General features: G+C 68.0%; 21 protein-coding genes. 8 read left to right on the top strand and 13 right to left on the bottom strand.

From position 1 onward, the window contains the following. Positions 1–5: 5 nt before the first annotated feature. The 4 genes from AC3WOH_RS02260 to sucC form a co-directional block, all read right to left on the bottom strand. Positions 6–2,654, bottom strand: coding sequence for a CHASE2 domain-containing serine/threonine-protein kinase (locus tag AC3WOH_RS02260; protein WP_492227779.1), 2,649 nt, complete (start codon positions 2,652–2,654; stop codon positions 6–8). A gap of 170 nt (positions 2,655–2,824) precedes the next feature. Then, positions 2,825–3,514 (bottom strand): TerC family protein, encoded by a 690-nt coding sequence (locus tag AC3WOH_RS02255; RefSeq protein WP_492227778.1) that lies wholly within the window; start codon positions 3,512–3,514, stop codon positions 2,825–2,827. Between the two features lie 142 nt (positions 3,515–3,656). Then, complete coding sequence (gene sucD, locus AC3WOH_RS02250) at positions 3,657–4,553, bottom strand: succinate--CoA ligase subunit alpha (RefSeq protein WP_492227777.1); 897 nt, start codon at positions 4,551–4,553, stop codon at positions 3,657–3,659. Between the two features lie 15 nt (positions 4,554–4,568). Then, the gene (sucC, locus tag AC3WOH_RS02245; RefSeq protein ID WP_492227776.1) at positions 4,569–5,729 is read right to left on the bottom strand and encodes an ADP-forming succinate--CoA ligase subunit beta; all 1,161 of its coding nucleotides are present in this window, start codon (positions 5,727–5,729) and stop codon (positions 4,569–4,571) included. Between the two features lie 192 nt (positions 5,730–5,921). Here sucC and argC point away from each other — a divergent pair, with 192 nt between their 5' ends. Beyond that, complete coding sequence (argC, locus tag AC3WOH_RS02240) at positions 5,922–6,854, top strand: N-acetyl-gamma-glutamyl-phosphate reductase (protein ID WP_492227775.1); 933 nt, start codon at positions 5,922–5,924, stop codon at positions 6,852–6,854. Here the strand turns inward: argC and recX are convergent. Then, on the bottom strand, positions 6,851–7,306 hold the full coding sequence (gene recX / locus AC3WOH_RS02235; protein ID WP_492227774.1) for a recombination regulator RecX: 456 nt from the start codon (positions 7,304–7,306) through the stop codon (positions 6,851–6,853). The two genes, argC and recX, sit on opposite strands and share 4 nt — an antisense overlap. A gap of 102 nt (positions 7,307–7,408) precedes the next feature. Continuing rightward, on the bottom strand, positions 7,409–8,491 hold the full coding sequence (recA, locus tag AC3WOH_RS02230) for a recombinase RecA (RefSeq protein WP_492227773.1): 1,083 nt from the start codon (positions 8,489–8,491) through the stop codon (positions 7,409–7,411). A 141-nt stretch (positions 8,492–8,632) separates the two neighbouring features. On the opposite strand from recA, the gene AC3WOH_RS02225 reads away from it, so the two are divergent. Further along, positions 8,633–9,154, top strand: a complete 522-nt coding sequence (locus AC3WOH_RS02225) for a MarR family winged helix-turn-helix transcriptional regulator (RefSeq protein ID WP_492227772.1) — start codon at positions 8,633–8,635, stop codon at positions 9,152–9,154. A 7-nt stretch (positions 9,155–9,161) separates the two neighbouring features. On the opposite strand, the gene AC3WOH_RS02220 is transcribed toward AC3WOH_RS02225, so the two are convergent. The 3 genes from AC3WOH_RS02220 to AC3WOH_RS02210 are packed head-to-tail and all read right to left on the bottom strand — an operon-like array spanning position 9,162 to position 10,888. Next, positions 9,162–9,671, bottom strand: a complete 510-nt coding sequence (locus AC3WOH_RS02220) for a Clp protease N-terminal domain-containing protein (RefSeq protein ID WP_492227771.1) — start codon at positions 9,669–9,671, stop codon at positions 9,162–9,164. Positions 9,672–9,694: 23 nt separating this feature from the next. Then, on the bottom strand, positions 9,695–9,907 hold the full coding sequence (locus tag AC3WOH_RS02215; protein WP_492227770.1) for a helix-turn-helix domain-containing protein: 213 nt from the start codon (positions 9,905–9,907) through the stop codon (positions 9,695–9,697). Positions 9,908–9,964: 57 nt separating this feature from the next. After that, on the bottom strand, positions 9,965–10,888 hold the full coding sequence (locus tag AC3WOH_RS02210) for a LysR substrate-binding domain-containing protein (RefSeq protein WP_492227769.1): 924 nt from the start codon (positions 10,886–10,888) through the stop codon (positions 9,965–9,967). Between the two features lie 108 nt (positions 10,889–10,996). Here AC3WOH_RS02210 and AC3WOH_RS02205 point away from each other — a divergent pair, with 108 nt between their 5' ends. From AC3WOH_RS02205 to AC3WOH_RS02185, 5 genes are all read left to right on the top strand, one after another. Continuing rightward, complete coding sequence (locus AC3WOH_RS02205; protein WP_492227768.1) at positions 10,997–11,962, top strand: tripartite tricarboxylate transporter substrate binding protein BugE; 966 nt, start codon at positions 10,997–10,999, stop codon at positions 11,960–11,962. Between the two features lie 116 nt (positions 11,963–12,078). Continuing rightward, positions 12,079–13,038: an N-formylglutamate amidohydrolase gene (locus tag AC3WOH_RS02200; protein ID WP_492227767.1), complete on the top strand. Its 960-nt coding sequence runs from the start codon at positions 12,079–12,081 to the stop codon at positions 13,036–13,038. A gap of 118 nt (positions 13,039–13,156) precedes the next feature. Continuing rightward, complete coding sequence (locus tag AC3WOH_RS02195; protein WP_305744333.1) at positions 13,157–13,831, top strand: response regulator; 675 nt, start codon at positions 13,157–13,159, stop codon at positions 13,829–13,831. Between the two features lie 3 nt (positions 13,832–13,834). Next, the gene (locus AC3WOH_RS02190) at positions 13,835–15,283 is read left to right on the top strand and encodes a sensor histidine kinase (protein WP_492227766.1); all 1,449 of its coding nucleotides are present in this window, start codon (positions 13,835–13,837) and stop codon (positions 15,281–15,283) included. Between the two features lie 78 nt (positions 15,284–15,361). Further along, entirely contained in the window at positions 15,362–16,375 is a 1,014-nt protein-coding gene (locus AC3WOH_RS02185; protein WP_492227765.1) for an MBL fold metallo-hydrolase, read from the top strand. 6 nt (positions 16,376–16,381) lie between these two features. On the opposite strand, the gene AC3WOH_RS02180 is transcribed toward AC3WOH_RS02185, so the two are convergent. The 4 genes from AC3WOH_RS02180 to AC3WOH_RS02165 all read right to left on the bottom strand — a co-directional run bounded on the left by AC3WOH_RS02180 (position 16,382) and on the right by AC3WOH_RS02165 (position 19,339). Next, positions 16,382–17,125, bottom strand: coding sequence for a DUF6882 domain-containing protein (locus AC3WOH_RS02180; protein ID WP_492227764.1), 744 nt, complete (start codon positions 17,123–17,125; stop codon positions 16,382–16,384). Positions 17,126–17,197: 72 nt separating this feature from the next. Beyond that, on the bottom strand, positions 17,198–17,893 hold the full coding sequence (locus tag AC3WOH_RS02175) for an SPOR domain-containing protein (RefSeq protein WP_492227763.1): 696 nt from the start codon (positions 17,891–17,893) through the stop codon (positions 17,198–17,200). A gap of 13 nt (positions 17,894–17,906) precedes the next feature. Then, the gene (locus AC3WOH_RS02170) at positions 17,907–18,746 is read right to left on the bottom strand and encodes a biotin--[acetyl-CoA-carboxylase] ligase (protein WP_492227762.1); all 840 of its coding nucleotides are present in this window, start codon (positions 18,744–18,746) and stop codon (positions 17,907–17,909) included. After that, the gene (locus AC3WOH_RS02165; RefSeq protein ID WP_492227761.1) at positions 18,743–19,339 is read right to left on the bottom strand and encodes an SET domain-containing protein; all 597 of its coding nucleotides are present in this window, start codon (positions 19,337–19,339) and stop codon (positions 18,743–18,745) included. The genes AC3WOH_RS02170 and AC3WOH_RS02165 overlap by 4 nt, the downstream gene beginning before the upstream one ends. Positions 19,340–19,458: 119 nt before the next feature. Here AC3WOH_RS02165 and AC3WOH_RS02160 point away from each other — a divergent pair, with 119 nt between their 5' ends. Beyond that, the gene (locus AC3WOH_RS02160) at positions 19,459–22,383 is read left to right on the top strand and encodes a DNA topoisomerase III (protein ID WP_492227760.1); all 2,925 of its coding nucleotides are present in this window, start codon (positions 19,459–19,461) and stop codon (positions 22,381–22,383) included. Positions 22,384–22,388 lie beyond the last annotated feature (5 nt).

Raw genomic sequence — 22,388 nt, 5'->3', positions numbered from 1 at the left:
GGGCCTCATCGGGCACTGGATGGCGGCAGGGAAGGACCCTGCTGCGCAGGATATTCCATCACCGTTTCCTGAAAATCCGCCATGTCGCGCCCTGTTGCCTTGCGAGCCGCATCATAGACGACTGTCCGCGGGTTTGTGGCGCTTTCCGCGCCCGCCAGCACTGCCAGGGCGCCCCGGATCTCGGCCGCAAACTGGCGCCCTGTCTGGTAGCGGGCCTCGGGGCGCTTCATCATCGACAGCGCCACCACCGCGGCCACCTCGGCCGGCAGCTCGGGCCGCAGCGTGCGCACATCGGGTGCCGGCACGCTGGCGATCTTGTGCATCAGCTCGGGCATGGAGGCCCCGCGCAGCGGCAGCGAACCGGTGAGCATCTGGAACAGGGTCACGCCCAGGGAATACAGGTCGGTGCGCCCGTCCACCTTCTTGCCCGCCAGTTGCTCGGGCGACATGAAGCTCGGCGTGCCCAGCACCAGGCCCGTGCGGGTCTTGTTCGAGTCGGTCAGGCGCGCAATGCCGAAGTCGGTCACCTTGACCGCATCGGTCGCCGCGTCGAACATGATGTTGGCCGGCTTGATGTCGCGGTGCACCACCTGGTTGGCGTGGGCATAGTCCAGCGCCTCGGCCACGCGGGCGGCCACCGACAGGGCCAGCGGCACGGGCAGCAGGTTGCCCTCCTTGCAGAAGGGCGACAGGTCCGAGCCCTTAAGGTACTCCATGGAGATGTAGGCCAGGTCGTGTTCCTCGCCGGAATCGAAGATGGTCACGATATAGGGGTGCTGCAGCCGCCCGGCGGTTTCCGCCTCGCGGAAGAAGCGCGCACGCGCATCGATCAGCCCGTCGCCCTCGAACTCCTGCCCCAACGCCAGCGTCTTGATGGCCACGGTGCGGCCAATCTTGGGATCGCGCCCCTGGTACACCACGCCCATGGAGCCCTTGCCAATCTCCTTGCTGATCTCGTAGCGGCCCAGCATGGGCAGGCCGATGGTCACATCGCCCGGCAAGCGCGGCTTGGCCGACACGCTGGGCATGGGCACAGGCGCCGAACTCGGCGGCGTGGAGTCCGGCTGGCCCGAGGCGGACTTGGCCCGGGCCCGCGCCTTGCGATAGCGCAGCTTGGCATCCTTGTACTGCCGGTCATGGCGCAGGATGCGCTCATAGACCTGCTTGGCCATGGCGTAATTGCGCTTGCGCTCGAAATCCTGCGCCAGGTGGTACAGGTTGTCCTTGAGCGCCTCGGTCACCGGCAGGCGGCGAAAGCGCTCGAACGCCTGTTCCAGCTTGCCCTGGCCATGCAGTGCCAGGCCCAGCATGCGCTGGGACTCGGCAGCCTCGGCCGACCTGGCGCGGGAACTGCCGCCACCAGGGCGCAGCTTCAGTGCCAGCATGGTGGCCTGGCCCACGGCCACTGCCAGCGCCGCCCCGAGCAGCGAGAACGACAGCAGCGCATGCTCCAGGGCCAACCACTGCGCACCGGCCAAGGCCAGCAGCAAGGCCACGCTCACGGCCAGGCCGGCCAGGGCACTCACCTGCGGCAGCGCCAGCGCCAGATAGAGCAGCGCCGCCACCACGGCCAGCCACGCCACCGGCAGCGCCCAATCCGGCACCGCCACGGCATGGCCGTGGCGGATGGCCGACACCATCTGCGCCAGCACCTCCACCGGGTACAGCGACTGGCCACCCGGCGTTGCCAGGGGCGTCGCCTGCGCGGCCGAGGTGAAACCCACCAGCACCGTCTTGCCCTGGAAGCCGGGCGCGCCCGCTGCCGGCGAGAGCGCCTGTGCAAAGGACATGCGGGCAAACGCCGGCTGCCCGCCTTCCGGGGCGTGAAAGAGGGGTCGCAGCAGCGTCGTGCTGTCGGTGGCAATGCCCAGGCTGCCCAGGCGCAACCAGGGGGCACTGGCCTGCAGGCGCAGGTCGGTGCTACCCAACTGCAGGCCGCGCAGTGCCGCCAGCAAGGCGACCGATGGCACGGCCGCATGGTCATGGGCCAGCAGCAGCGGCATCTGGCGCAGCACGCCGTCCGCGTCGGGGGTCCACTGCAGGTGCCCAATCGCAGACGCCGCGGCACCCAGAACGGCGGGAGGGTGGCGCCCCGCGCCCGCAGGCACGGCGTGCGCACCCGGGTCGGCGAGCACGCTGCGGCGCACATGGGAGGGCAGCGGCGTGGCGGGGCCGGCGGCCGCGTACTGCGACACCAGCACCACATTGCCCGCACGCTGCAGGCTCAAGGCCAGCCGGGCATCACCGGTCGGCGCGGCGACTTCCGCAGCAGGCGCCGCACCAGCACCTGCCGGCTCACCAGGCACGGCAGCAGCGGGCAAGGGGCGCGTCGGCGTTTCCGGCAGCGGCATGGTGTAGACGATGGCCCGGGCGCCGGCGCTTGCCAACTGGTCCACCAGACGGGCATGGACCTCGGGCGGCCAGGGCCAGGGCCCCAGGGTCTTGAGGCTGCGGTCGTCGATGCCCACGACCACCAGATCCGCAGCGGGTTCGGCCGACGCACTGCCGACCGCAGCGTCGTACATCGCCAGATCGAGCCGGTGCACCCAGCCCAGCGTGCTGGCAAGCGCCACCACGATGGCGGCCACCAGTGCGCAGACAAAGCCATCGGTACGCCACCAAACCAGCTGCTGTGCCGATCTTGTTCTGCCCACTTGCTATCGATCCACGGAGGTAATGAGATACCTTTAGAAGCAATTTCCAAGCCCGGCCTGAGCAGCCCCGGAAATCCCCTCTGCTCCCCCTCGGAACCCGCATCAAACGGTCATTTCATGCCGTTCTTGTCGCATTGTCGCAACGCCGGGCGCTGCGCTTGCCATTTTTGTCAGGCCGATGCTGCTGCACGGGCATTGCGGCGCTGCCAGAGCTTGCCGCCACCCACCACCAGAATCGCACCCAGCGCTGCAGCCACGTAGTGCAGCGATGGATGGGCGGCCACCAGGCCTTGCAGCGCCGTGTCGCCGGCGATGGTCTCGCCCGCCACCCAGCCGATGAGGGCGGCGCCCAGCACCACGATCAGGGGGAAACGCTCCATGAGCTTGATCATCAGCGTGCTGCCGAAGATCACCAGCGGGATGCTGATGGCCAGGCCCAGGACCAGCAGCGTGGTGCTGCCCTGCGCCGCAGCGGCCACGGCGATCACGTTGTCCAGGCTCATCACCAGGTCGGCAATCAGGATGGTGCGCACGGCGGCCATCAGGCTGCCATAGGTCTTGGATTCGCCCTCTTCGTCGTCGCCGTCGCTCAGCAGCTGGAAGCCGATCCACAGCAGCAGGCAGCCGCCCACGATCTGCAGGAAGGACAGGGCCAGCAGCTTGGCCGCCACCACGGTGAGCAGCACGCGCAGCACCACGGCGGCGCCGGAGCCCCAGAACACCGCCTTGCGCTGCTGCTCCGGGGGCAGGGAGCGGGCCGCGAGGGCGATCACCACCGCGTTGTCACCCGAGAGGATGATGTTGATCCAGACGATCTTGATCAGACCGATCCAGAAATCGGTCGATTGCAGAAATTCCATTGTCGATGACTCCACTGTTATGAATGCAAGAAGCGCCCGGAACCGGGGTTCCGGCCGCTTCTCTTTTTTGGAGCGGCCAGTGTATCGGGCCCTGCGGCCCGAGGCGTCCGTAATAGTGCTTACGAACGCCTGGACGGTCAGCTTACTTCAGCTGGGCCTTGAGCAGCTTGCCCAGTTCCGAAGGGTTGCGCGTGATGACGAAGCCGGACTCTTCCATGATGGCCAGCTTGGCATCGGCCGTGTCGGCACCGCCGGAAATCAGCGCGCCAGCGTGGCCCATGCGCTTGCCGGGAGGGGCGGTCACGCCAGCGATGAAGCCCACGATGGGCTTCTTCATGTTGGCCTTGCACCACTGGGCGGCTTCGGCTTCGTCGGGTCCGCCGATTTCACCGATCATGATCACGGCGTCGGTGTCCGGATCGTCGTTGAAGGCCTTCATCACATCAATGTGCTTGAGACCATTGATCGGGTCGCCACCGATGCCGACGGCGCTCGACTGGCCCAGGCCCACTTCGGTCAGCATGGCCACGGCTTCGTAGGTCAGCGTGCCGGAGCGGCTGACCACGCCGATGCGGCCCTTGCGGTGGATGTGGCCGGGCATGATGCCGATCTTGATTTCGTCGGGCGTGATCAGGCCGGGGCAGTTGGGGCCCAGCAGCAGGGTCTTCTTGCCGCCAGCGGCTTCCTTGGCCTTCATCTTGTTGCGCACTTCGAGCATGTCGCGCACTGGAATGCCTTCGGTGATGCAGATGGCCAGGTCCAGGTCGGCTTCAACGGCTTCCCAGATGGCAGCCGCAGCGCCTGCGGGCGGCACGTAGATCACCGACACGGTGGCGCCGGTCTGCGTCGCGGCTTCCTTGACGGAGGCGTAGATCGGGATGTTGAAGATCGACTCGCCGGCCTTCTTGGGGTTCACGCCCGCCACGAAGGCGTTCTTGCCATTCGCGTATTCCTGGCACTTCTCGGTGTGGAACTGGCCGGTCTTGCCCGTGATGCCCTGGGTGATGACCTTGGTGTCTTTGTTGATGTAGATCGACATGTGTGTTCTCCGGGCTTACTTGACGGCAGCAACGATCTTGGTCGCGGCTTCGGCCATGGTGTCTGCGGCGATGATGGGCAGGCCGGACTCGGCCAGCATCTTCTTGCCCAGCTCTTCGTTGGTGCCCTTCATGCGCACGACCAGCGGCACATTCAGGTTCACGGCCTTGCAGGCGGTGATCACGCCGGTGGCGATGGTGTCGCACTTCATGATGCCGCCGAAGATGTTGACCAGGATGCCCTCGACCTTGGGGTTCTTGAGCATGATCTTGAAGGCTTCGGTGACCTTCTCGGGGGTGGCACCGCCGCCCACGTCCAGGAAGTTGGCAGGCTCGCCGCCGAACAGCTTGATGGTGTCCATGGTGGCCATGGCCAGGCCGGCGCCGTTCACCAGGCAGCCGATGTTGCCGTCCAGGCTGATGTAGGCCAGGTCGAACTTGGAGGCTTCCACTTCGGCCGGATCCTCTTCGTCCAGGTCACGGAAGGCCACGATCTCGGGGTGGCGGAACAGGGCGTTGGCGTCAAAGTTGAACTTTGCGTCCAGGGCCATCAGGTCGCCCTTGGAGTCGCAGTTCAGCGGGTTGATTTCCACCAGCGACGCGTCGGTTTCCATGTAGCACTTGTAGATCTTCGCGAAGATGTCCACAGCCTGGTCGATGGAAGCGCCGGTCAGGCCGATGGCGGCCGCGACCTTCTTGCTTTGCTCGGCGGTGATGCCGGTCAGCGGGTCGATCATCTCGGTGATGATCTTCTCGGGCGTGGAGTGGGCCACTTCCTCGATGTCCATGCCGCCTTCGCTCGAAGCGATCAGCGCGACCTTCTGCGTGGCGCGGTCGGTCACCAGCGACACGTACAGTTCGTTCTTGATGTCGGCGCCGTCTTCGATGTACAGGCGGCGGACCTTCTGGCCTTCGGGACCGGTCTGGTGCGTCTTGAGCTGCATGCCCAGGATGTCGCCAGCCAGGCGCTTGACGTCGTCGATGGTCTTGGCGACCTTCACGCCACCACCCTTGCCGCGGCCGCCGGCGTGGATCTGGGCCTTGACGACCCACACGGGGCCGCCCAGCTTCTGGGCTGCTTCAACGGCTTCTTGCACCGTGAATGCGGGAATGCCACGCGGAACGGGCACACCAAAATTGCGCAAGATTTCCTTGCCTTGGTATTCGTGAATCTTCATGAGGTCTCTCTCAGGGAAGGGTGGTAGTTACCCGTTTGCCATGAGCAGGTGTCTGGCCGCGGGCTTGGGACATGGCAACCTTCGACTGTATCATGCTGCGACGCACCATCCCTTGTGCCTAACACGTACAGCGTTGAAGTCCATCCATTCTTACCCGGCAGTAGCCACTGCCAGAGCAGCAGGAGTCACCCCATGTCCAAAGTCTTTATCGATGGCGAAGCCGGCACCACGGGCCTGCAGATCCGTGAACGCCTGCAGGCCATGCCCGCGGTCGAACTGGTCAGCATCGCGCCCGAATTGCGCAAGGATCCCGCCGCCAAGCGCGAGCTGATCGCGGGCGTGGACCTGGTCGTGCTGTGCCTGCACGACGACGCCGCGCGCGAGACCGTGGCCATGGTGGACGGCATCGAGCAGGCCGGCGGCCGCAAGATCAAAATCATCGACGCCAGCACGGCGCACCGCACCGCGCCCGGCTGGGTCTTCGGCTTTCCCGAGCTGGCCCCAGGGCAGCCCGACGTGGTGGCCGCCGCCACGCGCGTGGCCAACCCCGGCTGCTATGCCACGGGCGCCATCGCACTGCTGCGCCCTCTGGTCGATGCCGGCCTCATCCCCGCGGACTTCCCGCTCGCGCTGCCCTCGGTCAGCGGCTACTCCGGTGGCGGGCGCACCATGATCGAGGCCTACCAGAAGGGCGAAGCGCCGCTGTTCGAGCTGTATGCGCTGGGCCTGTCGCACAAGCACCTGCCCGAGATCATGCGCTACACGGGCATGACGCGCCGGCCCATCTTCGTGCCCTCGGTGGGCAACTTCGAGCAGGGCATGCTGGTGCAGCTGCCCCTGCACCTGGACCTGCTGCCCGGCGCCCCCAAGGCCAGCGATCTGCACGATGCCCTGGCAGCCCATTACGCCAAGAGCAATACGCCCGAGCAGTGGGTCAGCGTGCTGCCCGCCACGGCCGACGGCAAGCTCGACGCCCTGGCGCTCAACAACACCAACAAGCTCGAGCTGCGCGTGTTCGCCAACGAGACCTACCGCCACGCCGTGCTGGTGGCGCGCCTCGATAACCTGGGCAAGGGCGCCAGCGGCGCTGCAGTGCAGAACCTCAAGCTGATGCTGGGGATCTAACCCTCATCCTCTTGCACGCCGCGCACCACGCGGCGCACCACCTCGCTGGAAAAACCGCGCGCCATCAGAAAGCGCACCTGCTTCGCGCGGCCCTGCGGGTCCCCGGCCGGCTCGCCGAAGCGGCGGCGCCACACCTCGCGGGCGCGGGCCAGTTCCGTGTCCTGCAGCTGCGCCAGGGCCTGCTGCACGGCTTCGCCACCCACGCCCTTGGCCTGCAGTTCCTGGCCGATGCGAGCCGCGCCCATGCGGCCCGCACGCTGGTGCACGACCGAAGCCACCACGCGTTCCTCGTTGATGAAATCCCGGGCCTGGAGCTCGTTCAGCACGGCATCGAGGTCCTCGCCCTCCTGCACATGCGGGCGCAGCTTGCGCAGCAGCTCGGCACGCGAATGCTCGCGCTGGGCCAGCAGCCGCAGCGCGCGGCCTTTCAGGGAAAGGGTGTCAAAGCCCATGGGTCTGGTGGTCAGGCAATGGTCCAATGCAGAGCGGCCATTGCCGCAACACTGCGCAATGGCCGCCAAGGTGTACGCGGTGGCGCCCAATGCGCCGCCGTATCACTCGTCCGAATCGTCTGCCGCGGCAGCCGCTGGCAGCCCGTCGGGCAGCAGCGCAATGCCCAGCCCTTCGCGCACCTTGTTCTCGATCTCGCGGGCGAGGTCGGGGTTCTCGCGCAGGAACTCGCGCGCATTGTCACGGCCCTGGCCGATCTTCTCGCCGTTGTAGGCATACCAGGCGCCCGACTTCTCGACGATCTTGGCCGTCACGCCCATGTCGATGATCTCGCCCTCGCGGCTGATGCCCTCACCGAACAGGATGTCGAACTCGGCCGTCTTGAAGGGCGGGCTCACCTTGTTCTTGACCACCTTGACCTTGGTCTCGTTGCCGATGGCGTCGTCGCCCTTCTTGATGGTGCCGGTGCGGCGGATGTCCAGGCGCACCGAGGCGTAGAACTTGAGCGCATTGCCGCCCGTCGTGGTTTCGGGGCTGCCGAACATCACGCCGATCTTCATGCGGATCTGGTTGATGAAGATGACCGTGCAATTGGTCTTCTTGATCGTGGCCGTGAGCTTGCGCAGTGCCTGGCTCATCAGGCGGGCCTGCAGGCCGGGCAGGGCATCGCCCATCTCGCCTTCGATTTCGGCCTTGGGCGTGAGCGCAGCCACCGAGTCGATGACGATCAGATCCACGGCGCCCGAGCGCACCAGGCTGTCCACGATTTCCAGGGCCTGCTCGCCGGTGTCGGGCTGGCTGATCAGCATGTCGGACAGCTGCACGCCGAGCTTCTGGGCGTACTGCACATCCAGCGCATGCTCGGCGTCCACGAAGGCGCAGGTGCCGCCCAGCTTCTGCATCTCGGCGATCACCTGCAGGGTCAGCGTGGTCTTGCCCGAAGATTCCGGGCCATAGATCTCGACCACGCGGCCGCGTGGCAGGCCGCCCACGCCCAGTGCGATGTCCAGGCCCAGCGAGCCGGTGGAGACCACCTGGATGTCCTCGATGGCCTCGCCTTCGCCCAGGCGCATGATGGTGCCCTTGCCGAACTGCTTCTCGATCTGGGCCAGCGCGGCCGCCAGGGCCTTGGCCTTTTCGGTATTGACGGGAAGAGCGGGGTTGGTGCCTTTGACTGCGACGTCCATGGAAAACTCCTTGAAAAACAACGGGTTGGATGCTTGCCCTTGGTCTGCAATTAACTACAGACTGGATGCTTGAACAGTAGTTTATGCGAGGCATTGCACGGCAGCAATCCACTATTTAGTCAGTTTGCCTGACAATATCGGATGCCTGATTTTCCGCCTCCAATCACCGCGCCAGACAGCGAGGACGGCTGGCGCCAGACCCACCTCGGACGCCTGCTCGGCCACGCCATGCGCCGCTTCGACGCGCGCGTGCTGCAGCTCATGGCGCACGATGTGGAGGTGCCCCTGGCCCTGTCCAACCTGGCCGCGCGCGACCAGGTGAGTGCCGCCCATGTGCACATCACGCGCCACCTGGCGCTGCAGGGCGACCGCCTGACCGACCTGGCCCGGCGCGCCGGCATGACCAAGCAGGCCATGGCCACCCTGGTCGACCAGTGCGAGGCCTGGGGCCTGGTCACGCGCGAGGCCGACCCGCTCGATGCCCGCGCACGGCGCGTGTGCTTCACGCCCACCGGCCTGGCCTGGCTGCAGGCCTTTCGCGACGCCGTGGCGCAGGCCGAAGCGGAGTTCCGCGACGAGGTGGGCAAGGACGTGGCCACCGTGGTGGCGATCGGGCTCGAGGCCTACGCTGGCGGGGACACCCAGGCCCCGCCGTGGCGCTGAGCCCCGTTCAGTGGGCGGTGGCTGGCACCTGGGCCCGCGCTGCCGCCCCCAGCCGGTCGGCATCGACGCCCATGGCGCGCAGCGTGCGCGCGGCCATGCCCTGGGACATGGCGGCCACCGCCACCACCACATGGGCGCCCAGCAGCGGGCCGCCCTGGTCCTTGCGTGTGTGCGCCAACGCCTGCACCAGCTCCTGCCCCGAAGGCTGGGCGCGGTAGACCCCCGGGGCAGGGGGCGCCAGGGCCGGCGCCGACGGCAACCCCACATCGCCCAGCCCCAGGCCCTGCAGGGCATCGCGGTACTGCTGCTCGATGGCGCCGCGCACCGCCGCCGGATCGGCACCGATGCTCTCGAAGGCCCGGCGGGCCGAGCCCTCGGGCAGGTCGATGGCCGCGAGCAGGAAGTGCTCGGCGCCCGGGGCCGACTGGCCACCGGCGCGGGCATGGGCCTCGGCCTGCGTGCACAGGCGGCTCAGGGTGCGCATGCTCTGGAAACGGTGCTGCAACTGGCGGAACATGGCAAGGCTCCTTCTTTCTTCACTCATGGTTTCGGGACATGCGGCGACAGCCGCTTGTGCGCGGCCTGCTTGCTCACCCCCAGGGCCTGCGCGATATCGGCCCAGGACCAGCCCTGCGCCAGCGCAGCCGCCACGGCGTTCGCCTCCAGCCGGTCGGCCACCAGGCGCAGAGCCACCACGGCGGCGAGCGCCGCCTCGGGGTCGTCGGGCGAAGGAAGGGGCGGAGGGACTTGCATGCCGTCAACTGTAGTTGACGATTCCACTGCCGTCAACCCTTGTTGACGACCAGCACCTCAAGGCGCCGGCTGGGAGTGGGCCGCCGGCTCTGCACAGGCCAGCAGCCAGGCGCGGAAGACCTGCAGGGTCTGCAACTGGTTGCGCCCTTCGGGGTAGCAAAACCAGTAACCCATGTCGCTCTGATAACCGCAGCCGGGCAGGGGTTCGCGCACCAGGCCGCTGGCGATCTCGTCCTGCACCAGGCAGCGCGGCACCAGCGCCAGGCCCATGCCGGCCATCACGGCGCGGATCATGGACTGGAACTGGTCGAACTGCGGGCCGGCCAGCGGGTTGAGCCCCTGCACGCCGTGCGTTTCGCTCCAGCGCAGCCAGGCCTCGGGCACCGTGACATGGCGCAGCAGGCTGTGCCGCGCCACGTCGCGCGGGTGCTCGATGCGCCAGTCCGCCACGCGGGCGCGCGGCGCAATCAGCGCCACGTCCTGCCCCGTGAGGTAGTGGGCGTGCGCGCCGGGCCAATGGCCATCGCCGAAGAGGATGGCGCAGTCCAGTTCGGGGCGCTCGAAGTTGTAGCTGTGCACATAGGGCACGAAATGCAGCGTGACCTGGGGGTGCTGCTGCTGGAACTGCGGCAGCCGCGGGATCAGCCACTTGGCCGCAAAGGTCGGCAGGCTCGACAGGTGCAGCGCACCGCCACCGTCGTCGCTGGTGATGAGCTCCAGCGTGGCCGCCTCCAGCTGGGCGAGCACGGCCCGCACGGCCTTCTCGTAGCGCTCGCCGGCCGGGGTCAGCGCCAGGCGCTTGCGGCTGCGCTCGAACAGCGGCACGCCCACCCACCCCTCCAGCTCCTTGACCTGCTTGCTCACCGCGCTCTGCGTCAGGTGCAAGGCCTCGGCCGCGCGCGAGACCCCGCCGAACCGGGTCACGGTGGAAAACGCACGCAGCAGGTGCAGGGGCGGGGACAGGCGGCGCAGAGAGGACATGCTAAGTTCTCAAATCATTCCATATTGGAATGTTATCAGGCACATCCATTGCTTGGAAGATCAGCACCGAATCCCTTAACCTCCAGTCTTCTTCTACGGAAACACCCCATGAAACGCCGTCACCTGCTCACCACCCTGGCTGCCGCATCTTTCGTTCCTGGAATATCCTTTGCGCAGGACGCCAAGCCCCTGCGCATCGTCGTGCCCTTCCCGCCCGGCGGTGCCACCGACATCACCGTGCGTGCGCTGCAGGAATCGCTGGTGCGCATCCTCAAGCAGCCCGTGGTGTTGGACAACCGCGCCGGCGCGGGTGGCTCCATCGGCATGGCCGAGGTGGCACGCGCCCCGGCCGATGGCCTGACGCTGGGCGTGGCCACGCTCTCCACCCATGGCGTGAACCCCGCCGTGTACAGCAAGCTGCCCTACAACCCGATCAAGGACTTCGTGGGCGTGACCGAGATCGTCAAGGCGCCCGGCGTGGTCGTGGTGAACCCCACGGCACTGCCGGTCAAGGACTTCGCCGACCTCGTCAAGCACCTCAAGGCCAACCCCGGCCGCGTGTCCTTCGCAACGCCCGGCAACGGCACCATCGGCCACATGTGGGGCGAGCTGTTCAAGAGCAGCACGGGCACCTCCATGGTGCACATCCCCTACCGTGGTGCGGGCCCGGCCATCAACGACGTGCTGGCCGGCCAGGTAGCGGTGTATTTCGACCAGGTGGCCTCCTCGCTGCCGCACATCAAGGCCGGCAAGCTCAAGGCACTGGCGGTCTCGTGGCCAGGCCGGCTGGACGTGCTGCCCGAGGTCCCCACCTATGCCCAACTGGGTTTCGCCAACAACAACGACCCCTCCTGGTTCGGTCTGGTCGCCCCGGCCGGCACGCCCGCAGCCGCGGTGGACCGCATCCAGCAGGCGGTGGCGCAGGCACTGCAGGAGCCTGCGGTGCGCGAGCGCCTGGCGGGCCAGGGCCTGTACCCCTCGGGCACCACGCCCAAGGAGTTCTCGGCGCAGCTGGTGCGCGAGATCGAGAAGATGAAGCGCGTCGCGACCTACGCCAAGATCGCCCTGGACTGAACACACACCGGGTCGGAAGACCCGGCGGCCATCGCTGGGGGAGACTAGGGATAACCATGGTCTCCACCCGGTCTGGACGGCTAGGCCGGCCGTCCCACTTTGCGCACACTCTGCCTATGCATGCAGCCTTGAAACTCATCCATCGACGATTCCAGCAGGCCCAGCCTGGTGCCACCGGTTCTCCCGGCACCTCGCTGTCGCCTGCGGCCTCCTCCTCCCCTTCGTCCTCGCCCCCCACCTTCACCTACCTGCCCGGCACCACGCCCCTGGTGCTCGACTCGCCGCACAGCGGCACCCGCTACCCCGACGATTTCGGCTCCGCCTGCGACCTGCCCACACTGCGCCGGGCCGAAGACACCCACGTCGAGAAGCTCTACGACTTCGCCCCCGCGCTGGGCGTGGCCTGGGTGGAAGCCCACTTCCCCCGCATCTACCTGGATGCCAACCGCGACACCACCGAGCTCGACGTCACACTGCTCGACGGTGAATGGACCGACCCCATCTCCACCGATCCCCGTGTGCTCTCCAAGGTGCGCCTGGGCAAGGGCCTGGTCTGGAAGTTCACCGACGAAGGTGAACCCATCTACAACCGACTGCTCACAGTGGGCGAGGTGCGTGCCCGCATCGACCGCTGCTGGCGCCCCTACCACGGTGCCGTGGAGCAGGCCATCGCCGCCGCGCACGCGCGCCACGGCTACAGCCTCCACATCAACTGCCATTCCATGCCCGCCGTGGCCGCCAGCCACGCCACCGATTTCCCGGGCCTGGTGCATGCCGACTTCGTGGTCGGCGACCGCGACGGCACGACCGCCAGCCCGGCACTCTCTGCCCTGGTCTGTGAGCACCTGCGCGCATGCGGCTACAGCGTGGAATACAACCACCCCTACAAGGGCGTGGAGCTGGTGCGCCGCTACAGCGACCCGGCAGCACACCGCCACAGCATCCAGCTTGAGATCAACCGCAAGCTGTACATGGACGAAACCACCCTGGAACAGCACCCCGAGGGCATGGCGCGGCTGCGAGCCGACCTGCGGGCGCTGGTGGACAGGCTGCTGGCCACCGATCCGCGCAGCTGATCCACCACAACCGGGCCGCAGGTACTGCAGCGGCCTGCGGCCGCCCAGGGCGGTGGGCGCCTAGAATCCGGGGCAGGCCCAGCGCCAGACTGGGGCCGCCCACCAGGAGACACACCGCATGCGCATCCTCATCGCCGAAGACGACCAGGTGCTGGCCGATGGCCTGCTGCGCACGCTGCGCAGCTCTGGCGCCGTGGTGGACCACGTGGCCAGCGGCAGCGAGGCCGACGCTGCGCTGATGACCAACAACGAATTCGACCTGCTGATCCTGGACCTGGGCCTGCCGCGCATGCATGGGCTGGAAGTGCTCAAGAAGCTGCGCAGCCGCGGCTCGGCACTGCCGGTGCTGATCCTCACCGCGGCCGACAGCGTGGAAGAGCGCGTCAAGGGCCTGGATTTCGGGGCCGACGACTACATGGCCAAGCCCTTCAGCCTGCAGGAGCTCGAAGCCCGGGTGCGCGCCCTCACGCGCCGTGGCATGGGCGGCACCAGCAGTGCCATCAAGCACGGCCCGCTGGTGTACGACCAGGCCGGCCGGGTGGCGACCATCGATGGCAAGATGGTGGAGCTGTCCGCGCGCGAACTCGGCCTGCTGGAGGTGCTGCTGCAGCGCGCCGGTCGCCTGGTGAGCAAGGAGCAGCTGGTCGAGCGCCTGTGCGAGTGGGGCGAGGAGGTGAGCAATAACGCCATCGAGGTCTACATCCACCGCCTGCGCAAGAAGATCGAGCGCGGCCCGATCCGCATCGCCACGGTGCGCGGCCTCGGCTACTGCCTCGAAAAGATCCCGGGCTAGTCCTTGAAAATCTTCCAGCGCGAGCAGCGCTCCCTGTTCGGCGAGATCCTGGACTGGATGCTCACCCCGCTGCTGCTGCTGTGGCCCGTGAGCCTGGCCCTGACCTGGCTGGTGGCCCAGGGCCTGGCCAACAAGCCCTTCGACCGCGCGCTGGAGTACAACGCCCATGCCCTGGCCCAGCTCGTGGGCGTGCAAAAAGGCGTGGTGCAGTTCAACCTGCCCCAGCCGGCCAGCGAGATCCTGCGCGCCGACGACTCCGACGTGGTGTACTACCAGGTCAAGGGCGTGGGCGGCGAGTTCCTCTCGGGCGAGCGCGAACTGCCGGCGCCCCCGTCCGACGAAGTGCCCATGCCCGGCGAGGTGCGGCTGCGCGATGCCGAGCTGCGCGGCATCGACATCCGCGTGGCCTACATCTGGGTGCGCCTGCCGCTCAAGGACAGCCCGCTGACCCTGGTGCAGGTGGCCGAAACGCGCGAGAAGCGCAGCGTGCTGGCCACCGAGATCATCAAGGGCGTGATGCTGCCGCAGTTCGTCATCCTGCCGCTGGCCGTGCTGCTGGTGTGGCTGGCGCTGGCGCGCGGCATCCAGCCGCTGAACCAGCTCGAGCAGCGCATCCGTGCGCGCAACCCCGACGACCTGTCGCCACTGGACGACCGCACCGTGCCGCTGGAGGTGGCGCCGCTGGTCTCCTCGGTGAACGACCTGCTCACGCGCCTGCACGACTCGCTGGCCACGCAAAAGCGCTTCCTGGCCGACGCGGCGCACCAGCTCAAGACCCCGCTGGCGGGCCTGCGCATGCAGGCCGACCTGGCACAGCGCGAGGGCACGAGCACCGAGGAACTCAAGCGCTCGCTGCAGCAGATCGGGCGCTCCAGCATCCGCGCCACGCACACCGTCAACCAGTTGCTGGCCCTGGCCCGCGCCGAAGGCAGCGGTGTGGTCCTGGCGCGCCAGCCCTGCGACCTGGCACGGCTGGCCATCGAGGTGGTGCGCGACTCGGTGCCGCGCGCGCTCGAAAAGCACATCGACCTGGGCTACGACGGTGCCGAGCCGGGTTCACCCGGCGTCTGGGTCGATGGCAACCCGACCCTGCTCAAGGAGCTGGTGCGCAACCTGGTGGACAACGCCCTCAACTACACCCCCTCGGCCCCCGATCGGCCCGGCGTGGTCACCACGCGCGTGCTGGCCGACACCTTCGGCCGCGTGCTGCTGCTGCAGGTGGAGGACTCGGGGCCGGGCGTGCCCGAATCCGAGCGCGAACTGGTCTTCCAGCCCTTCTACCGGGCGTTGGGCAGCGATGCCGACGGCTCGGGCCTGGGCCTGCCCATCGTGCTGGAGATCGCGCGCAAGCACGGGGCCGAGGTGCAGCTCGAAGACGCCCACCCAGGCATGCAGCCCCCCGGGGCACGCTTCAGCGTGCGCTTTGCGGCCAGCGAGCACGCGCCCGACTGAACCCGGGGCCTTGGTCGCAGGCCGCGGCCAGGAAGACCGGTTTGAGGCATCATGAAATCCCGTTCTGCCGGATGCCCCATGCCTGCTTCTCCCGCATCGCCGCCACGCCGTTTTCGCAACACCGATGACCGGGTCGTGATCGGCGACTTCCCCTGGTACGAAATGGCCTGGCGCTCGCTGCGCGGCGATTTCAAGCCGCGCAGCGCGCCCGCAGGGGGCTATGCGCGCTTTGTGCGCGACTGGACCCAGCCCGTGGACCACGCGCTGCTGGCACAGCGGCACGAGGCCCCGGTGGTGACCTGGCTGGGCCATGTCTCCATGCTGCTGCAGGTAGCGGGCCTGAACCTGCTGATCGACCCCACGCTGGCCAGCCATGCCGGGCCGCTGGGCCGTTTCGGAGCGCCGCGGCGCGTACCGCCGCCGCTCACCCCCGAGCAACTGCCGCGCATCGACGCGGTGCTGGTCTCGCACAACCACTACGACCACCTGTGCAGCGCCACCTTGAAGCGCCTGCGCGCAGCGGGGCAGACGCCGCGCTTCATCGTGCCCCTTGGGCTCAGGGACTGGTTCGTTGGGCGCGGCATGGCCGACACGGTGGAGCTCGACTGGTGGGGTGCGGTGGACCTGGCGCCCGGCGTGCGCGTGCACTTCACCCCGGCCCAGCACTGGAGCCGGCGCAGCCTGAACGACACCAATGCCTCGCTCTGGGGCGGCTACCTGATCGAATGGAGCCGGCCCGATGCCGCGGGGCCCTGGCGCTTCCTGTTCCCGGGCGACACGGGCTACAGCGATGACTTCAAGGCCATCCGCCAGCGCCTGGGTGCAGTGGACTTTCTGGCCCTGCCGATCGGCGCCTACCTGCCGCGCGACTTCATGAAACCCATGCACGTGAACCCGGCCGATGCCGTGCAGCTGATGCTGGATGTCGAGGCGCGCCAGGCCATGGGCGTGCACTGGGGCACCTTTGCCCTCACGCAGGAGGCCTTCGACCACCCGCCGCGCGACCTGACCGCCGCACTGGCCGAGCGGGGCTTGCCGGCCGAGCGCGTCTGGCTGATGCGGCACGGCGAGACGCGGACCATCCCGCTGTAGCCGCCATCACCCCACGGCACGCAACGACATCAGCGCCATGAAGAGGTAGCCGTTGTCGGTGGGCGCACGGTACACCCCGCGCGCACCCAGCACCTGCGCGGCCACGCCCGAGAGCTCCCAGCCGTCGGTCACGTCCGCTTCCCAGCGCGGCACGGTCAATGGCAGAAAGCCTTGCACCTCCCCCCATTCGCGCACGGCCGGAATGCGGGTGCTCACCTTGGCATGGTTGCCGAAGTTGGCCCAGGCCCAGAGCCAGGTGCCGCTGGCCTTGGAGACCGAGCCGATGAACTCGATGTCTGCCACCACCTTGGGAGCCCCTTCGTGCGAAAAGGTCAGCGTGCCCTGCGCCTGGTCGTAATCCCAGCGCTCGAAGCGCGAGATACCATGGTCCGACTCCAGCGCCTTCTGCTTGTGCACCAGGGCGTGGTGGGCGTCGACCACGGCATCTTCCCAGGCGTGCTGCTGCGGCTCGGCCATCGCGCCAACGCTGCGGGCCATGGCGTCCTGGTAGCAGTGGTGGCACAGGATCTGGAGGTCCAGGCAGCCTTCGTTGCGCTCGTTCCATTCGCCGCCTTCCTTCAGCAGCTCGTCATTGCAGCTGGCGCACCAGGCGTCCGGGTACGGGTAGTCGGCCTCGGGGGCGTCGCAGAACCAGCGCTGCGCGGGGTTGCGGCCCAGGTGCCCGCAGACGTAGGTGGGCAGGGCTTCGCCATGGGTGCCGCACTGGATGGAGGTGGCTTCGTCGGTCATGGGGTCAGGGTTGCGGGAACTGTGGAAAGGACGGCGCGATCACCACCGTGCAGGACCTGGGCGCGGCACGGCTCAGCCGCAGGTGCGCAGGGGTTTGCCGGCCAGGGGGCCGCGCAGGCTGTCCAGCTGCGGGCGCAGGGCCTCGGTCACGGCCGCCAGGCGCAAGGTGAAGCCCGGGGTTTCGGCGCGCTCCTGGATCACCCGGGCGGTGCGCACCCCCTTCTCGCCCAGGTTCGCGAGTTCGCGCTTGGCCGCCTCTTCGGTCGCGAAACGGCCCAGCGACAGGCCCAGTTCCAGCGTGCCGCCAGGGCGGTCGAAATCGACCTTGCGGGCGCGCAGTTCGGCGCGCTTCTTGTCCAGCACCTCCTGGTCTTCGAAGCGGCCCATGTAAACCATCCAGCGCGCCGGCAGGGGCGTGGATTCCAGCACCCAGCTGCCTTGCGGCAGCCCGGCCGCAGCCGAGCGCACCGCGTCGGCCTGGCGCTCGTCGAGCACGCCCGACTGCAGGCATTCGGTGGCCGTCGCCGCCGCCGCAGCAGCAGCCACCACCACGGGCGGCGGCGCAGCCTCGGACACCGGGGGCTGCGGCGCCGGACTGGCGGGCCGCACGCGCAGGATCTGCAGGGTCTCGGGCCGCAGCTGCTGGCCCATGCGCTGCGGCTCGCCTTCCTGCACCGGCGCCAGGCCCCATTCGCGCAAGTGCCCGTGCGACCAGGCGAAATAGCCGCCATTGGCCAGCAGCAGGATCAGGATGAGAAGGCGCAGCATGCAGCTCCCGGGGTCATGACGGCAGCGCCGGGCTGGGCCGCACGCTGATTTCCGAACTCGTGATCGCCTGCATGCCGCTGGCGGTCTGTACCAGCAGTGCGCCGTCTTCGCCCACACCGTGGGCAGTGCCCGCCTGGCCATCGCTCAGCGTGACGGCCCGGCCCTGCAGGATGTCGCGCTGCGCAAAGCGCGCCTGCATGGGCGAGAAGCCATAGCCCTCGAAGGACTGCAGCATGGCCACCAGCGGCGGCACGACGCGCAGCAGCGCCGCCGGAGCGTCCAGACCAGGCTCCACCTCCTGCAGGCTGGCCGGGGGCATGCTCATGCCCTCGCCGCTGCGCGGCAGCACATTGATGCCGATGCCCACGACCACATAGCGCGTGGCGGGCATGCGCTCCGCCTGGGCGCCCTGGGGCGCCACGAAGCTGGCGGTCTCGACCAGGATGCCGCCGAGCTTGCGGTCACCGCTGACCCACAGGTCATTGGGCCATTTGAGGCCGATGCGCGGGGCAGCGCCCTCGGCCGGCAGCAACGGCTGCAGGCTTTCGGCCACGCTCACGCCCACCGCCAGCGACAGGCCCGACCAGTCGGCCGGCGCCAGCGGCAGGCCCAGGCTCATCATGAGCGAGGCCCCCACATCGCTCTGCCACACGCGCCCCAGGCGCCCGCGGCCGGCGGTCTGCTGCTCGGCCACGAGCAGGGTGGGGTCGCACAGGCCGGCGCGCGCACGGCGCATGAGCTCGGTGTTGGTGGAGTCGATGCTGGGCAGCACCTCCACGGAGAAGCCTGGCAACCGGGGCTCCACGGCCTGCCAGAGGGCTTCGGCGGGCCAGCGCAGGGAAAGCGCCGTCATGGCCTTTCGCCCTGCTTGGCCTGGTCCCCGGCGCCGGCATCGCTCTTTTTGTTACCTTTCTTACGCACCGGGGCCGTTGCGGGCTCGGGTGGCATGGGCGGACGCCAGCCGCGCTTGGGTGCCAGCAGGGTGCCCCGGCAGTTGTCACTGCCGCACCAGCAGGGGTATTCCGCCTTGAGTTTCTTGGTGTAGGGTTCGTCGATGATCAGGCCGTAGTCGTAGTTGAGCTCCTCACCGGCAGCGATGTTGCGCAGCGCGGTGATGAAGATGCGGCCGTCCTGCTCATCGGCGTAGCAGTTGGGGTTGCAGCTGTGGTTGATCCAGCGCGAGGAGTTGCCGCCGAACTTGGCGTCGATCACGCGGTCTTCATCCACATGGAAATAGAAGGTATGGTTGGGCTGCAGGGGATCGTGGGGGTGGCGGTCCTGCGCCTCCTGCCAGCCGATGACTTCGCCCGTGTACTCGACAAGGACTTCGCCCTCTGCAATATCCTGCACGGCAAACACGCCGTTGCCATGCACGCCCGAGCGCCGGGTCTGGATGCGGCGACCCGATGGAACGGAAGGGGCGGCAGACGATGCGGTGCGGGGCATGGCAAAAACTCTGTTAACTTGAATATGCACACATGCGCGTGCGCGTGTACGCGTGAGGCAACGAATTGTAGAAGCGACCGGCCGGATGCCGGACAGCCAGACTGGCGAGAACCCAAAAAATGACCAAGACCCTGGTAATTGCAGAAAAACCCTCGGTGGCGCAGGACATCGTGCGCGCACTGACCCCGGTGGCGGGCAAGTTCGACAAGCACGACGAGCATTTCGAGAACGACCGCTATGTGGTCACCAGCGCCGTGGGCCACCTGGTGGAGATCCAGGCGCCCGAAGAGTTCGACGTGAAGCGCGGCAAGTGGAGCTTTGCCCACCTGCCCGTGATCCCGCCGTACTTCGACCTCAAGCCCGTGGACAAGACCAAGACGCGCCTGAACGCGGTGGTCAAGCAGGCCAAGCGCAAGGACGTGACGGCCCTCATCAACGCCTGTGACGCGGGCCGCGAAGGGGAGCTGATCTTCCGCCTGATCGAGCAGTACGCCGGCGGCGCCAAGCCGCTGGGCAAGCCCGTCAAGCGCCTGTGGCTGCAGTCCATGACGCCCCAGGCGATCCGCGACGGCTTCGACGCGCTGCGCAACGAGCAACAGATGGCCGGCCTGGCCCATGCGGCGCGCAGCCGCAGCGAGGCCGACTGGCTGGTGGGCATCAACGGCACCCGTGCCATGACGGCCTTCAACTCGCGCGACGGCGGGTTCTTTCTGACCACCGTGGGCCGGGTGCAGACGCCCACGCTGTCGCTGGTGGTGGAGCGCGAAGAGAAGATCCGCAAGTTCGTGAGCCGCGACTACTGGGAAATCCACGCCAGCTTCGCCGCCGAGGCGGGTGAGTACCCTGCGAAGTGGTTCGACCCCAAGTGGAAGAAGGGCGAGGACGTGGAGATGCGCGCCGACCGTGTCTGGTCGCAGCGCGAGGCCCAGGCGATCGCCGACGCCGTGCGCGGCCAGAAGGCCAGCGTCACCGAGGAAAGCAAGCCCACCACCCAGGCCTCGCCCCTGCTGTTCGACCTGACCAGCCTGCAGCGCGAGGCCAACGGCAAGTTCGGCTACTCGGCCAAGACCACGCTGGCCCTGGCGCAAAGCCTGTACGAGCGCCACAAGGCCCTGACCTACCCGCGTACCGATTCGCGCGCCCTGCCCGAGGACTACCTGCCCGTGGCGCGCCAGACCTTCGAGATGCTGGCCGAAAGCAGCATGCGCCACCTGGCGCCGCACGCGCGCACGGCGCTGACCAACAACTACGTGCGCCCCTCCAAGCGCATCTTCGACAACAGCAAGGTGAGCGATCACTTTGCCATCATCCCTACTCTGCAGGCGCCGAGCGGTCTGTCCGAAGCCGAGCAAAAGCTGTACGACCTGGTGGTGCGCCGCTTCATGGCGGTGTTCTTCCCGAGCGCCGAGTACACGGTGACCACGCGCATCAGCACGGCCGCTGGCCACAGCTTCAAGACCGAGGGCAAGGTGCTGGTCAAACCCGGTTGGCTGGCCATCTACGGCAAGGAAGCGGCCGACGAGGTGGAGGGCGGCAAGGACGGCGACAAGGGCCAGAACCTGGTGCCCGTGAAGCCCGGCGAGACCGTGCGCACCGAGCAGGCGGACCCCAAGGGCCTCAAGACCAAGCCACCGGCACGCTACTCCGAAGCCACGCTGCTGGGCGCCATGGAAAGCGCGGGCAAGCAGATCGACGACGACGAGCTGCGCGAAGCCATGCAGGAAAAGGGCCTGGGCACACCGGCCACGCGCGCGGCCATCATCGAAGGCTTGCTGACCGAGAAGTACATGCTGCGCGAAGGCCGCGAGATCATCCCCACGGCCAAGGCCTTCCAGCTCATGACGCTGCTGCGCGGGCTGGAGGTGGAGGAGCTGTGCCGCGCCGACCTGACCGGCGAATGGGAGTTCAAGCTCTCGCAGATGGAAAAGGGCCAACTGAGCCGCGAGTCCTTCATGGCCGACATCGCCGCCATGACCGAGCGCATGGTCAAGAAGGCCAAGGAATACGACCGCGACACCATTCCCGGCGACTATGCGACGCTGGAAGCACCGTGCCCCAACTGCGGTGGCGTGGTCAAGGAGAACTACCGCCGCTACGCCTGCGTGGGCAAGCCCGGCGCCGAGCCCTGCGGCTTCAGCTTCGGCAAGTCGCCCGCGGGCCGCACCTTCGAGACCGCCGAGGCCGAGGCCTTGCTGCGCGACAAGAAGATCGGCCCGCTGGAGGGCTTCCGCTCCAAGGCGGGCTGGCCGTTCACCTCCGAGATCGTCATCAAGTACGACGACGAGGCGCACAACTACAAGCTCGAATTCGACTTCGGCGACGACAAGAACGCCGAGGAGTCGGGCGAGATCGTGGAGTTCACCGACGCGTCCCTGGGCCCCTGCCCGATCTGCGGCGCCGGCGTGCACGAGCATGGCGCCAACTACGTCTGCAGCAAGGCCGTGCCCACGGCCGCACAGCCCACGCCGAGCTGCACCTTCAAGAGCGGCAAGATCATCCTGCAGCAGCCGGTGGAGCGCGAGCAGATGCACAAGCTCTTAGAGACCGGCAAGACCGACCTCCTGGACAAGTTCGTCTCCATGCGCACGCGCCGCGCGTTCAAAGCCTTTCTGGCCTGGGACAAGGAGGCGGGCAAGGTGAACTTCGAGTTCGCGCCGAGCAAGTTCCCGCCGCGCAAGACCGCCGGTGGCGGCTTTGCCGGCAAGACGGCGGGTGCCGCCGCCAAGGCACCGGCCAAGGCGGCTGCTGCGAAGAAGGCCCCGGCCAAGAAGGCGGCCGCCACCAAGACCGCGGCCGCCAAGGCGCCGCGCAAGGCCGCCGCCGGTGCAGCTCCCAGCGCAGCGCTGGCCGCAGTGATCGGCAACGAGCCCGTGGCAAGGCCCGAAGCCGTGAAGAAGCTCTGGGAGTACATCAAGGCCAACAACCTGCAGGACCCCAAGGACAAGCGCACCATCGTCGCCGACGACAAGCTGCGCGCCGTGTTCGGCAAAGACTCGGCGGGCATGTTCGAGCTGGCCGGCATCCTCGGGCAGCACCTGGGCTGACGACC

This window comes from Acidovorax sp. FW305-C-20-28 (assembly GCF_058783375.1).
This window is presented reverse-complemented; position numbering and strand designations above follow the sequence as displayed.